The sequence below is a fragment of the Sphingomonas aracearum genome (assembly GCF_003345355.1).
GTDB classification, from domain to species: Bacteria; Pseudomonadota; Alphaproteobacteria; order Sphingomonadales; family Sphingomonadaceae; genus Sphingomonas; species Sphingomonas aracearum.
In genome coordinates, this window is record NZ_QQNB01000001.1 from 1,177,695 (window position 1) to 1,191,663 (window position 13,969).

Here is a 13,969-nt window from a genome sequence, read left to right on the forward strand (position 1 = left end):
GGCTGCCGCTCATGGATAGGGCGCAACGCGCGGAGGCGCGGCTCCACCTGTGGATGATGCCGGCCGGCGCCGTGCTGACGGTTGCCTCCTTCCTTTCCCTCGTGGCGGTGGCGCTGCTCGCGCTGGCCACCCCGTTTCGCGGCGATCCACATTGGGGCTGGACCGAAGCATGGTCGCTCGCCGCCTTGTGGGTGGGCTGGCGCAATCTTCGCGCCTCCATCGAGGCGATGAGCGCGTTCGATCCGCGCGGCGTGGCCATCGTGCTCGGCTGGTCGGCGGCGATCCTGCTCCTCTGGCCGGGCTGGTGGCTGTGAGCGACCTGCCTTCCACGCCGGACGAGGCGGCGGCCGAGCTGGAGCGGCTGGCGGCGGAGATCGCGCGCCACAACCGCCTCTACCATACGGAGGACGCGCCCGAGATCAGCGATGCGGAGTATGACGCGCTGGTTCGCCGCAATGCGGCGCTGGAAGCGGCCTTTCCGCAGCTGGTGCGCACCGACTCCCCGTCGCGTCAGGTCGGCGCCGCGCCGGCCGCGCACCTGGCCAAGGTCGCCCATGCGCGGCCGATGTTCAGCCTCGACAACGCGTTCGACGAGGCGGACGTGGCCGAGTTCCTGGGGCGTGTCCGCCGCTTCCTGGCGCTGGGCGAGGACGAGCCGGTGGCGCTCACCGCCGAGCCCAAGATCGACGGCCTGTCCTGCTCACTCCGCTACGAAGGGGGGCAGCTCGTCCGCGCGCTGACCCGCGGCGACGGGCAGGTGGGCGAGGACGTCACCGCCAATGTCCGCACCATCGCCGACATTCCCGTCACCCTGCCCGCCGGCGCGCCGCCGGTGTTCGAGGTGCGCGGCGAGGTCTATATGGAAAAGGCCGCGTTCGCCGCGCTCAACGCCCGCCTGCTGGCGGAGGCGGACGACCCCGCCAAGGCGCGCCAGTTCGCCAATCCCCGCAACGCCGCCGCCGGCTCGCTCCGGCAGAAGGATGCCGGCGTCACCGCGTCGCGCCCGCTGCGCTTCCTTGCCTGGGGATGGGGCGAGGCAAGCGACCTGCCCGGCGCCACGCAGACGGAGATGGTCGCCCTCCTGCGCGGCTGGGCTTTCCCGGTGTCGGACCTGTTCCGCTCCTGCCCCGGCATCGCCGAGGCACTGGACCAGTATCGACGGATCGAGCAGCAGCGGGCGGACCTGCCCTTCGACATCGACGGGGTCGTCTACAAGCTCGACCGGCTCGACTGGCAGGCGCGGCTCGGCTTTGTCGGGCGCGCGCCGCGCTGGGCGATCGCGCACAAATTCCCCGCCCAGCGCGCCGAAACCACGCTCAACGCCATCGACATCCAGGTCGGCCGCACCGGCAAGCTGACGCCGGTGGCGCGGCTCGCGCCGGTCACCGTCGGCGGGGTGGTCGTGACCAATGCGACGCTGCACAATGCCGACGAGATCGCCCGGCTCGGCGTGCGGCCGGGCGACCGCGTGGTGCTGCAGCGCGCGGGCGACGTGATCCCGCAGATCGTCGAGAACCTCACCGGCGGCGAGGACCGGCCGGCCTTCGCCTTTCCCGATCATTGCCCGATCTGCGGCAGCGAAGCGGTGGCCGAGCCGGGCGAGGTGGACGTGCGCTGCACCGGCGGCCTGATCTGCCCGGCGCAGCGATTGGAGCGGCTGAAGCATTTCGTCAGCCGCGGCGCGCTGGACGTCGACTCGCTCGGCGAGGAGCGCCTGAAGCTGTTCATCGAGTTCGGCTGGGTGAAGGAGCCTGCCGACCTGTTCCGCCTGAAAGAGCATCGCGACGAACTCCTCGCGCTGAAGGGCTGGAAGGAGACGTCGGTGGATGCGCTGCTCGGCGCGATCGAGGCGCGGCGCGCGCCGGACGCCGCGCGCCTGCTCTTCGGCCTCGGCATCCGTCATGTCGGCAGCGTCACCGCGCGCGATCTGCTCGGCATGTTCGTCACCCTGCCCGCGCTGCGCGAGGCCGCGGAGGCTGCCCGCGCCGGATCGGAGGAGGCGCTGGGCCGCTTCGCGCTGATCGAGGGGGTGGGCGCCGCGGTGATCGGCGCACTGGGCGACTTCTTCCACGAGCCGCACAACGTCACCGCGTGGGACGACCTTCTCGCGCAGGTGACCCCACCGCCTTACCGGATCGAAACTCGCGCGTCGGAAGTGTCCGGCCTCACCGTGGTGTTCACCGGCAAGCTGGAAACGCTGAGCCGCGACGAGGCCAAAGCGCAGGCCGAAGCGCTGGGCGCGCGGGTGGCAGGATCGGTGTCGGCCAAGACCGGGCTGGTGGTGGCGGGGGCGAACGCCGGCTCCAAGCTGAAAAAGGCCGCCGATCTGGGCGTGCGCGTGATCGACGAGGCGACCTGGGCGGAGATTGTCGCCGCAGCAGGATGACGGACAGCCTTGAAAGGTGATGCCTTTTTGCAACGCAGCATGAGGTTTTTTGCAAGTCACCGGAACCAAGCCGTACTGTCACCAAACAGAAATATTCCACCCCCAGAGGGCTCGGCAACGGCGGAACAGACGCCGCGTACGACCGAATCGTCGGTTAAGGGGAAATCAGCTCGATGCGACACCAGTTTCTGCTCGGTGCGGCCGCGGCCGCGCTTGTCGTGCCCGTTGCGGCACACGCCCAGGAAACCACTTCTCAGATCCGTGGCACGGTGACCGACGATGCCGGCGCTCCAGTTGCCGGCGCGACGATCACCGTCCGCAACACCGCCACGGGCGCGACGAACAACTCCTCGACCGACAATGAGGGTCGCTTCCTCGTCAGCGGCCTGCAGCCGGGCGGCCCCTACAGCGTTGACGTAAACGCCACGCAGGGCACCACCCAGGTCACCGACATCTACACCGTGGTGGCGCAGGCGTTCGACCTGCCGATCACGCTGGCCACCACCACCGGCGACATCGTCGTCACCGCCTCCTCGATCCAGGGCGCCGGCGTCACTTCCGACGGCCCGCAGACGCTGCTCACCCAGCGCGACATTTCAAAGGTCGCCTCGGTCAACCGCGACATCCGCGACCTCGAGCGCCGCAGCCCGTTCGCCACGCTGGACCTGTCGAACAGCCGCGCCGTGACCTTCGCGGGCGTCAACCCGCGCTTCAACCGCTTCACCATCAACGGCGTGCAGATCGGCGACAGCTTCGGTCTGAACCCGGACGTGAACCCGACCGGCCGCGGCCCGATCCCGTTCGACGCGATCTCGCAGTTCTCCGTCTCGATCGCGCCCTTCGACATCCGCCAGGGCAATTTCGCCGGCGGCGTGATCGACACGGTGATGCGTTCGGGCACCAACGAATATTTCGGCACCGGTTTCTATTCGCAGTCCACCGATGGCCTGCAGGGCGACCGCATCGGCGACAGCGCCGCCGGCCGCCTCACGCTGCCGAAGTACAAGTCGGAAACCTACGGCGCCACGCTTGCCGGTCCGATCATCAAGGACAAGCTGTTCGTCATGGTGTCGGCCGAGCGCAACACCGACCCGCGCCCGCTGTCCGTCGCCTCGCTGAACCAGATCCCGGGCTACAATGCCGGCGTTCTGTCGAACGTGCAGGGCATTGCGAGCTCGCGCTACGGCTACACCACCGGTGACTTCGTCACGGTGAACAACCAGAAGGACGAGAAGATCGTCGGCAAGATCGACTGGAACATCATGGATGGCCAGCGTCTGTCGATTTCCTACATCAACGCCTTCGAAACCTCCACGGTCGCCAACGGCACCAGCGCGAACGCGTCGGGTCCGGTGATCGGCCTCGCTTCGAACTACTATACCAGCTCCAACCTGGTTCGCTCCGGCATCGTTCAGCTGAACTCCGACTGGACGGACAACCTGTCCACCGAAGCGCGTGGTCTGTACCAGTGGACCCGCCGCGGGCAGGATTCGCTGCTGGGCACCGGCTTCCCGCAGATCCGCGTCTGCACCGATCCCACATCGGTGACGACCGCTGCCAACAACCAGCAGACGTCGTGCGGCACCACCCCGATCGTGGCGTTCGGCCCGGACAACAGCCGCCAGTCCAACCAGCTGTTCTTCGATACCTGGGGCGGCTCGCTGCTGACGCGCTACACCGCGGGCGGCCACGAGGTGAAGCTGCTCGTCGAATATAACGAGAGCCGATCCTACAACCTGTTCCTGCAGAACAGCGCGGGCAACTATTACTTCGACTCGATCGCCGACTTCCAGGCCGGCAATGCCAGCGGCTACAACCTGCAGGTCCCGACGCAGGGCGACCTCAGCACCGTGGCGGCCGACTTCAAGTACGGCCAGTACACCTTCGGCCTGCAGGACGACTGGCGCATCACCGATCGCCTGACGCTGACCTATGGCGCGCGCTACGACCTGTTCGGCATGCGCGACACGCCGGCGCTGAACACGGCGTTCCTCGCCCGCAACGGCTTCACCAACACCAAGACCTACAAGGGTCTGGACAACTTCCAGCCGCGCATCAGCGCGGACTGGCAGGCGCGCGACTGGCTCAAGCTGCGCGGCGGCGTGGGCATCTTCGGCGGCGGTTCGCCGAACATCTACCTGTCGAACAGCTTCTCGAACACCGGCGTGCTGTCCAACGCGCTGAACTCGTCGACCAACAACTATGGCATCATCCGCAACACGGCCGCAGCTGACGGCTCGACCGCGACCTGCACGGGCGCGTTCACGGGTGCGAATGCCGGTGTCTGCACCGCGGCGCTGAACGGCGTTACGGGTGCGACCTTGTCGCCGGCAGTCGTCAACTACCTGGTGAACAACACCGGGTCGCTCGCCGCCGCACCGACTGCGTCGCTGGCGCAGGATATCCGTCTGCCGTCGGTGATGAAGGCAACCTTCTCGGCCGATGCCAACGTCTATGGCATCAACATCGGCGGTGACTTCCTGTACACCGACACGCTGTCGGCACCGGCCTTCACCGACATCCGCTCGGTGGTCGTCGGTCGCCTGCCGGACGGTCGTCCGCGCTACGCCTCCAAGCTCGGCGCGTCGGACTCGAACAACGACTTCCAGTTCTACAACGAGAACCGCGGTCGTGGCTTCGTGGCGGTCGGCCGCTTCGACAAGACGTTCGACTTCGGCCTGTCGCTGAGCGGTAGCTACACGTTCCAGGACGTGAAGGACGTGAGCCCGGCCACGGCCTCGACGCCGAGTTCGCTGTACGGCCAGCAGTCGGCGGCGGATCCGAACTTCGCCACCTACGGCACCTCGTCGGACGAGACCAAGTGGGCCTGGAAGTACGGTGTCGGCTTCGATCACGCTTTCTACCGTGACTATCGCACCGTGATCCAGCTGTTCGGCGAAACCCGCGCGGGACGCCATTATAGCTTCACGATGCAGGACAACGGCAACGGCACCCGCTCCCCGGTGTTCGGTACGACCGGCAACAACAATCGCTACCTGCTGTACGTACCGACCGGCGCCAGCGATCCGTTGGTAACCTATGCCGACGACGCGACGCGCAACTCGCTGGAAGGCCTGATCAACAACACCGCGCTGAAGAACTATCGCGGTCGGATCGCGCCGAAGAACATCGCCCGCAGCCGTGCCTTCACCCGCATCGACTTGCACCTGGAGCAGGAAATCCCGACCTTCCTCGGCAAGTCGCGGATCACGCTGTTTGGCGATATCGAGAACCTGCCGAACCTGCTGAACAGCGATTGGGGTGGCCTGCGCCAGCTGGGCTTCCCGTACACCGCATCGACCGTGAACGTGACGTGCCTCAACGCGGCCGGCGCTGTGCTGGGCGGCAACATCGGTGCAGCAGCGACAACAACAAATCCGGCGGGCAACCCGGCGGGCGGTTGCGCCAAGTATCGCTACTCGACGTTCCAGAACCCGAACGAGACGGTGCTGAGCACCACCAACTCGCTGTACCTCATCCGCCTCGGCGCGCGCTTCACCTTCTGATCGCCCGCCGCTCCCTCGGAGCAGACAAAAAGGACCGCCGTTCCGAAAGGGACGGCGGCCTTTCTGTTGGTGGTCTGCCGGCGAGTTGTTCCCGCGAAGGTGGGAACCCGGAGCCGCCGGCGTTACCGCTCGTGGCTCTAGGCCCCCGCCTGCGCGGGGGCACCACAGGGCTCGGGACAGCGGTTCGCCGTTCCGAGCGCCCTGCCCTACTTCATAAGCACCAGCTCTTCCGCCATGGTCGGGTGCAGCGCGACCGTCTGGTCCCAGGCGTCCTTGGTCAGTCCGGCCTTCACCGCAACGGCGGCGGCCTGCAGGATCTCCGGCGCATCCGGGCCGATCATGTGCACGCCCAGCACCTGGCCGGTCATGCCGTTGCACACCATCTTGTAGAGCGCGCGCTCGTTGCGGCCGGCCAGCACGTTCTTCATCGGCCGGAAGTCGGAGGTGTAGACCTTGACCGAGCCGACCTTCTGCTTGGCCTGGCTCTCCGTCAGGCCGACGCCGGCCATCGGCGGGTGGCTGAACACGGCGGCGGGGATGTTCTCGTAATCCACCCGCCATGGCTTGTTGCCGAAGAAGGTGTCGGCGAACGCCTGCCCTTCGCGGATCGCGATGGGCGTCAGCTGCACGCGGTTGGTCACGTCGCCCACCGCAAAGATGCTGGGGCAGGAGGAGCGGCTGTCCTCGTCCACCTTGATCGCGCCCTTGTCGTCCAGCTCCACCCCGGCGCTTTCGAGCCCCAGATTCTGCGTCTTCGGCTCGCGGCCGGTCGCGAACATCACGCAATCGACGATCGCGGGCTCGTGATTGCTCATCGAGACCTTGAGGCAGCCGTCCTCCAGCTTCTCGATGCCCTGGAACTCGGCGTTGAAGCGGAACTCCAGCCCCTTGGTGATGGAGATCTGCAACAGGCGGTCGCGGATCGTCTCGTCATAACCGCGCAGGATCTGGTCGGTGCGGTTGATCAGCGTGACGTGCGCGCCGAGCTGGTGGAAGATGCCGGCGAACTCGTTGGCGATATAGCCGGCGCCGGCGATCAGGATGCGCTTGGGCACCGCCGGCAGGTGGAACGCCTCGTTGGAGGTGATGCCATGCTCGTGGCCGGGGCAGGTCGGGATGGAGGGGCGCGCCCCCACCGCCACGAGGATGTACCGGGCGGTCACCTGCCGCCCGCTAGCCAGCCGGATGTCGTGCGGCCCGGTGATCTCGGCGCGCTCGTGGAGGATCTCCACGCCGTTGGACTGGAGCGTGTTGGTATAAGCGCCGTTGATCCGGTCGACCTCCTCGAACACGTTGCTCGTCAGCGTCTTCCAGTCGAAATCGCATTCCGGCACGTTCCAGCCGAACCGGCGCGCATCGGCCAGGTCCTCGGCGAAATGCGCGCCATAGACGAGCAGCTTCTTGGGCACGCAGCCCCGGATCACGCAGGTGCCGCCGACCCGATATTCCTCCGCAATGGCGACTTTCGCCCCGTACGCGCCCGCCACCCGCGCCGCCCGCGTGCCGCCCGAGCCCGCACCGATAACGAAAAGGTCGTAGTCGAAGGATTGGTCGGACATGCTCAACTCCAGGGAACCCAAAGCGCCGATATAGGTCAGCTTTCGCCGAATGCCCGTGCGATCAGATCATTGGTGGAGGGGTCAAAGGCGGCGGCGCCCTGCCCCGCCGCCCTGGCCATCTCCTTGCCCAGCTCGACGCCGAACTGGTCGAACGGATTGATGCCCAGCAGCACGCCGTTCACGAAAGTGCGGTGCTCGTAAAAGGCGATCAGCGCGCCCAGCGAACGGGCGTCCAGATCGTCGATCAGCACCGTCGAGGACGGCCGATCGCCGGGATAGCTGCGCGCGCCGTCGTCCGACCGGCGCCCCGCCATCAGCGCCGCGCCCTGCGCGAAGCAGTTGAGCAGCAACGCCTGGTGATGGTCCGGCGCCAGCGTGTCCCCGGCCTCGATCACCGCCAGGAACTCGACCGGGACCAGATGGGTGCCCTGGTGGAGCAGCTGGAACACCGCATGCTGCCCGTCCGTGCCGACCCCGCCCCAGGTGATCGCCGCGGTTGGCCGCGCTACGGCCACGCCGTCCAGCGTGGCACCCTTGCCGTTGGACTCCATCTCGAGCTGCTGGAGGTAGCTCGGCAGCAGGCGCAGCCGCTCGTCATAGGCGAACACGGCGCGGGTCTCGGCGCGGCGCGCTTGCGTATAATAGAGGTCGGCAAAGGCGGCGAGCACCGGCGCGTTCTCGCGCAGGCCGGTCAGGCGGAAGTGCCGGTCCATCTCGGCCGCGCCTTCCAGCAGCTCCTCGAACTGCTCCCAGCCGAGCGCCAGCGCCGCCGGGAAGCCGATCGACGACCACAGCGAATAACGCCCGCCGACGCTCTGCGCCAGGGGCAGGATGCGCGTCTCGTCCACGCCCCATTCCACCGCGCGGTCGGGATCGGCGGTGAGCGCCACGACGCGGCCGTAGATGTCCTCCACGCCCGCTTCCTGCATCCATTGCAGCACGCTTTGCGCGTTCAGCATCGTCTCGGTGGTGGTGAAGGTCTTGGACGCGATCACCAGCAATGTCGCGTCGGGCTCGAAGGCGGCGAACGCCTCCTCCAGCGCCTGGCCATCGACGTTGGAGACGATCGCCACGTCGTAGCGGCGCTCCTCGCGGCCAAGCGCGTCGATCAGCAGGTCGGGTCCCAGCGCCGATCCGCCGATGCCGATATGGAGCACATGCCGGATCTCGCCCAGCGCGCCGGCCTCGATTGCGTCGATAAGCGCGCGCATGCGGGCGTGAAGGATGCGCGCCTCCGCCACATCGTCGTCGCTGCCCTCGCCGCGCTCGGCGGTGTGGGTGACGGCGCGGTTCTCGGTGATGTTCACCGGCTCGCCCGCGAACAGTGCCTCGCGCCGCCCGGCAAGATCGCGCGACCGGGCGAGCGCCTCGAAGGCCGCCAGCGCTTGCGCCGTCAGGTGTGTCTTGGACCAGTCGAAATGGATGCCCGCCACATCGGCCGAGAAGCGCGACACGCGGTCCGGATCGGCGGCAAACAGATCGGCAAGGGGAGTGGTCGGCAGCGCCTCGATGGCGGTCCAATCGGCGTCGGTCATGCGCGTCCTCCTGGTCAGGCGCCCCGCTTAGCGACACGGGCCTGCATGCGCCAGCTTGACGCCTGCCCGCCCCTCCGCGCAAACCGGCAACCACGATGGCCGACGCAGACACCGCACCCGCCCCCACCTCCGGCCAGCCGGGCACGCCGGCGAAGAGATCGGAGCCCAGGGACACCCTGGTCTTCCTGCTGAAGCTCGCGATCATCGTTTTCGTGTTCCGCAGCTTCGTGTTCTCGCCCTTCTCGATTCCCAGCGAGTCGATGCTGCCCCGGTTGCTGATCGGGGACTATCTGTTCATCTCGAAGTGGAATTACGGCTATTCGCGCCATTCGCTGCCGTGGAGCGTGCCGCTGATCCCCGGCCGCATCTTCGGCCGGTTGCCCGCGCGGGGCGACGTGGTGGTGTTCAAGGCGCCGCCCTCCGCGCGCCAGGACTATATCAAGCGCGTGATCGGCCTGCCGGGCGACACGATCCAGATGCGCGGCGGTCAGGTGATCCTGAACGGCACGCCCGTGCCCAAGGTGCGGGTGGGCGATTTCACGCTGCCGTTGTCGGCCAACTATGACGCGCAGCGGTGCGGCGCGGAGTATCAGGACAGCGATGCGGGAGGCCGGCCGATCTGCCGTTATCGCCAGTACCGCGAAACGCTGCCGGGCGGGCGCAGCTACCGGGTGCTCGATCGCGGGCAGACCATCGCCGACGATACCGGCGTGTTCACCGTTCCCGCCGGCCGCGTGTTCCTGATGGGCGACAATCGCGACAATTCGGAGGACAGCCGCTTTCCCGCCATGGAAGGCGGCGGCATCGGCATGGTTCCGCTGGAGAACCTCGAAGGCAAGGCAGTGGTCAGCTTCTGGTCCACCGATGGCTCGGCGCAGTGGCTGCTGCCCTGGACCTGGGTGAGCGCGGCGCGGTGGAGCCGCATCGGGGAAGGCTTTTGAGCGAGGACGTTTCCGGCTGGCTGCGGACGATCCTGGGCACGGATTCGGGCGACCCGGCGCTCTACGAACGTGCGCTGACCCATGGCAGCCTTGCCGGGGATAATTACGAGCGGCTGGAGTTCCTGGGCGACCGCGTGCTGGGGCTGGTGGTCGCCGAGTGGCTGGTGGAGCTGTTCCCCGAGGACCCGGAAGGCAACCTTTCCAAGCGCCTCCATGCCCTCGTGTCCGGCGCCACCTGCGCCGATGTGGCGCGCGAGCTGGGCGTGCCCGCCCATCTGCGCCTCGGCAAGCAGGCGCGCGACGATGGCGCGGCGGACAGCGACAACGTGCTGGGCGACGTGATGGAATCGCTGATCGGCGCATTGTTCCGCGAACATGGGCTGGACGGGGCGCGCGCCTTTGTCCGCCGGGTCTGGGGCGACCGGCCGCGGCGGCAGGTGAAGGCGCCGCAGCATCCCAAGTCGGCGCTGCTGGAATGGACCGCCGCCAATCGCCGCCGCGCGCCCGCCTACGACATCGTCGACCGCTCCGGACCCGACCATGCGCCGCGCTTCACCATTCGCGCCGCCATCGGCAGCTTCGCCGAGGCGACCGGCACCGGCACGTCCAAGCAGGAGGCGGAAACCGCCGCCGCGGCCGCGCTGCTGGCCAAGGTACGGGGCTGACGCCTAGAGGCTCGCGCCAGCCGCACTGGCCTCCCCGGGAACGCACGCCCCGTCCTGCACCCCGCTGACCGACCCCACGCCGAGGATGATCTTGGCCCGACGCTCGAACGTCAGCGCCTGCCACCGCCCGCTGTTGCCGATCGCGGTGCGGCTGCGCAGGAAGGTGAGGCTGAGGAGCTCGTACTGCTCGGGATCGATCCGCCCGTGGTCGAGGAGGCAGGTCCAGGCCGCGACGTTCCAGTCCGCATCGCGCGCGATCCCGTCCTGGTCGACCGTGCGGGCGAGCGCACCATACCAGTCAAGGATCGCCCGCAACCGTGCCGGGCGCTCCGCCTCGGGCAGGCCCGCCAGCTTGCGCCGCAGCCGCGCGACATCCTCGTCGGCGGGCAGGCCGCCCTGCTGCACGCGGGTGTCGAGCGCCCAGCGCACCTTGCGCAACGTCCATGGCCCGGCCGGAAACACGCGCTGCAGATCGAGGCGCACGAGGTCGAGCAGCTGGAGGTAGGTGTCGAGCAGCACCTGCAGCATGCGGTCGTCCTCGAACAGGGCAGTCAGCTCGGCATGGAGCACCGGATTGTTGCGACCGTCCGGCCCTTGCGCCGCCAGGATACCGGCGCGGCATTTCTCGCGCACGGGCACGGCGAGGCAATCCTTCGAGAACAGCAGCTTGCCATAGGTCGGCGCCAGCGCGCGGCGCGCCCGCCGGTAGCGCCCGCGGCTGCCGAAGCCCTGCGTCCAGCGCACGAGCAGAGGCTGAAGGCTGCCCGTGCCGTAATTCCACTGCGCCATGCCGACCGAGATCAGCTGGCTGTCGAAATTGCCGGCCGGCAGGCCCCAGCAGCCCATGGTTTCCGGAATGCTCGTTTCCTGCATGCGCGCGAAGATGGCGGCGCGGTCGAGCCCGATCTGCGCCATCCGCGCCGCCGCATCCGGCGCGATGGCGAGCGAGGGCACGTCGCCCACGCGCCGGCAGGGGGGCGGCACCGGCGCCTGCGCGAAGGCCGGCATGGCCATGGCCAGCAGCAGCAATGCGGCAAGCCAGCGGATCACCGCAGCGCTCGCACGGCCGGCGTGTCCAGGCACCGCAGCAAGGCATCGCGCGTCACCGGCGGGGAGGAGAACGGGGTGGCGTAGCGCGGGATCGTCACCGGGCGCCCGATCGGCACCCCGGCGAACCCGCGCTGCCCGGTACAGGCCATTGCCGCTTCCAGCAGGCGCGGCGGCGTGTTGTAGCCCTCATAGGACAAGCGGAACGTGCCCCAATGGATCGCGATCGCGCTGTGCGCCTGCAACCGGCGATACACCTCGACCGCATCGACCGGCCCGATATGGCTGCCCGCGCCCATCTGCCCCTCCCCGAAGCGGAACGCGCCGATCGGCAGCAATGCCAGGCGGACCGGGCCGAGCCGCGCTGCCTCCACCGGCCATTCGCCATCGCCCATGCCGGTGTCGCCGGCGAAGAACAGATTGCCGCCCGGCAGCTGCACGGTGAAGCTGGACCAGAGCGCGCGGTTGCGGTCGGCGAACCAGCGGCTGCCCCAATGGTGGTTGCGGGTGACGACCACCGTGGCGTCCCGCCCGATCTTCACCCGCCCGCCCCAGTCCGCCGCGATGGCCTCGATGCCGGCCGAGCGCAGGATCGTGTCGTTGCCCAGGCTGGTGACGATCCGCGGGCGATCCCGCGCCCACAGTTGCTTCAGCGTGGAAAGGTCCATGTGGTCGTAATGGTCGTGGCTGACGAGCACGACGTCGATCTTCGGCAGGTCCTCGAAGCGGACGCCCGGCGGCGCCACCCGACCCGGCCCGATGCCGAACGGTCCGGCATGCTCGCTCCACACCGGATCGGTCAGGATGTTGAGCCCTCGCGTCTGCACGAGCACGGTCGCGTGGCCGATCCAGGTCGCCACCATGCGATCCCCGGCAACCCGTGCCGGCGGCCTGGCGGGGGTCACCGCCACCTGAGCGGGCCAGCGCGGGCGATCGTCGTTGCCGGTGAGATAGCGGACGAGAAAGCCCGAGCGGCTGCGATTGCCCGGCATGCGGAACGTGTCCGCATCCCCATCCGGGTTGAAGAAGCGCGCCGCATCGAAATGCGCCGAGGCGGGTCCGCGATAGTAGACCCGGTCGAGAAACGCGGGCACGATCGTAACTGCCAGGCACAGCAGCACGGCGAGAAACAGCAGCCCGGCGCCCAGCCAACGCAACATCTTCATGTTGCGTCCGATCCCATAGCCGCGCCGGGGTTACAAGCGCCCGGGTGCCCGGCCAGCGCGTCAGACGTCGGACGCTTCCGGTCCGGCGGCGCGTGTGGCCAGCACCCGCTGGTGCCGCTCGATGGCGATCAGCAGGAACAGGAACATGAGCGCCAGGAACCCGCCGACGATCTGGATGGCCAGCCAGATATTGGCCGATCCCCGCGCATTGTCGGCCAGGATTTCGGCCTTTTGCGCTTCCGCCTTCTCTGCGGCCTCGCGTCGACGCGACTGGGTGAGTTCCAGTGCGCGGTTCTGATAGGCGCCGAACAGCTGGGGCGGAGCGGTTACGCCCTTGGGCAACACCATCTCCGTCACCTGCCTGGAATAGGGAACCTCACGGGTGGAATAATCGATGCACGCGTTGATGTAGTAACCGTAATAGCTGCAATAGCGCTCGGTTCGGGTGCCGCGAACCGTTCGCTTCACCAGCCGCTTGCTCGCCGCCTTGTAGGCGCGCAGGCGTTCCGCGGTGCGCGGCAGGTCCGCCACCTGCGTCATGGTGGACAGAAGCTGCTCCAGTTCGCTTTTGTCCTCCGCGAAGTCCAGCAGGCCCTCGCCGATCTGGGCCATTCGCTGGTCCGTTCCCACGAACCGCTCGTCGAAGGCGGCCCGGGTCAGCGCCGGATCGTCGCTTTGCCTGAACGGCGCGAAGCGGCGGGTGTAGAGCGCATGATAGCGATCAACGAAGCCCTTGTAGTAGACGCGAGCCTCCGCCGCCGGATCGGAACGGGGCTTTGCCTGCGGAGCGGCGGCCGCAGGCAGATCCGCCACTTCCTCCGCCGTCACCATCACCGCGGCCGGCTGCACCGATGCCGCGTCGCGGGTCAGCCGGTACAGCCCGGCGATGCCGAACCACGCCACCGCGGCGAGCATCACCGTTGCCAGGAGCAGCAGCGACAGGCGCAGCGCGTGCAGGTAAAAGGCCTCCATCCTCATGAGAATGGAGGCGCGCCGCGTGGCGCCGACGCGCTCGTTCGCATCCATGGACATATGTTCTCCCCCTTTTGCGCAAGCCCCCGCCGCGCGGAGATGATGGCTAGCGCGGCAAGGCCGGATGCAAAAGCGCGCAGCGGGTGCAGGGACCGGGTGATTGTTCCATAATCGATCCAATCGGCCGGCGCA

10 protein-coding genes are annotated in these 13,969 nt (G+C 68.3%); 5 read left to right on the forward strand and 5 right to left on the reverse strand.

Annotation, left to right across the window (positions count from 1 at the left end; genetic code table 11):
• Positions 1-11 precede the first annotated feature (11 nt).
• From DVW87_RS18285 to DVW87_RS05720, 3 genes are all read left to right on the forward strand, one after another.
• Positions 12-314: a hypothetical protein gene (locus tag DVW87_RS18285; RefSeq protein ID WP_239017770.1), complete on the forward strand. Its 303-nt coding sequence runs from the start codon at positions 12-14 to the stop codon at positions 312-314.
• Positions 311-2,386, forward strand: a complete 2,076-nt coding sequence (ligA, locus tag DVW87_RS05715) for an NAD-dependent DNA ligase LigA (protein ID WP_239017771.1) — start codon at positions 311-313, stop codon at positions 2,384-2,386. Before DVW87_RS18285 ends, ligA begins: the two co-directional genes overlap by 4 nt.
• Before the next feature lie 173 nt (positions 2,387-2,559).
• On the forward strand, positions 2,560-5,892 hold the full coding sequence (locus DVW87_RS05720) for a TonB-dependent receptor (protein ID WP_114686725.1): 3,333 nt from the start codon (positions 2,560-2,562) through the stop codon (positions 5,890-5,892).
• Between the two features lie 206 nt (positions 5,893-6,098).
• Here the strand turns inward: DVW87_RS05720 and gor are convergent, their stop codons facing one another.
• Together gor and pgi are read right to left on the reverse strand one after the other, a co-directional pair.
• On the reverse strand, positions 6,099-7,451 hold the full coding sequence (gene gor, locus DVW87_RS05725; RefSeq protein ID WP_114686726.1) for a glutathione-disulfide reductase: 1,353 nt from the start codon (positions 7,449-7,451) through the stop codon (positions 6,099-6,101).
• 35 nt (positions 7,452-7,486) lie between these two features.
• Positions 7,487-8,986: a glucose-6-phosphate isomerase gene (gene pgi / locus DVW87_RS05730; RefSeq protein WP_114686727.1), complete on the reverse strand. Its 1,500-nt coding sequence runs from the start codon at positions 8,984-8,986 to the stop codon at positions 7,487-7,489.
• A 95-nt stretch (positions 8,987-9,081) separates the two neighbouring features.
• On the opposite strand from pgi, the gene lepB reads away from it, so the two are divergent.
• Entirely contained in the window at positions 9,082-9,927 is an 846-nt protein-coding gene (gene lepB / locus DVW87_RS05735; RefSeq protein WP_114686728.1) for a signal peptidase I, read from the forward strand.
• Entirely contained in the window at positions 9,924-10,592 is a 669-nt protein-coding gene (gene rnc, locus DVW87_RS05740) for a ribonuclease III (protein ID WP_239017772.1), read from the forward strand. Before lepB ends, rnc begins: the two co-directional genes overlap by 4 nt.
• A 3-nt stretch (positions 10,593-10,595) precedes the next feature.
• Here rnc and DVW87_RS05745 read toward each other — a convergent pair whose 3' ends face one another.
• From DVW87_RS05745 to DVW87_RS05755, 3 genes are all read right to left on the reverse strand, one after another.
• A complete protein-coding gene (locus tag DVW87_RS05745; protein WP_181814765.1) occupies positions 10,596-11,642 on the reverse strand; it encodes a hypothetical protein in 1,047 nt (348 codons plus the stop codon).
• Positions 11,639-12,799, reverse strand: a complete 1,161-nt coding sequence (locus DVW87_RS05750) for an MBL fold metallo-hydrolase (protein ID WP_114687098.1) — start codon at positions 12,797-12,799, stop codon at positions 11,639-11,641. The genes DVW87_RS05745 and DVW87_RS05750 overlap by 4 nt, the downstream gene beginning before the upstream one ends.
• Positions 12,800-12,865: 66 nt before the next feature.
• Positions 12,866-13,837: a hypothetical protein gene (locus tag DVW87_RS05755; RefSeq protein WP_147276222.1), complete on the reverse strand. Its 972-nt coding sequence runs from the start codon at positions 13,835-13,837 to the stop codon at positions 12,866-12,868.
• Positions 13,838-13,969: the final 132 nt, after the last annotated feature.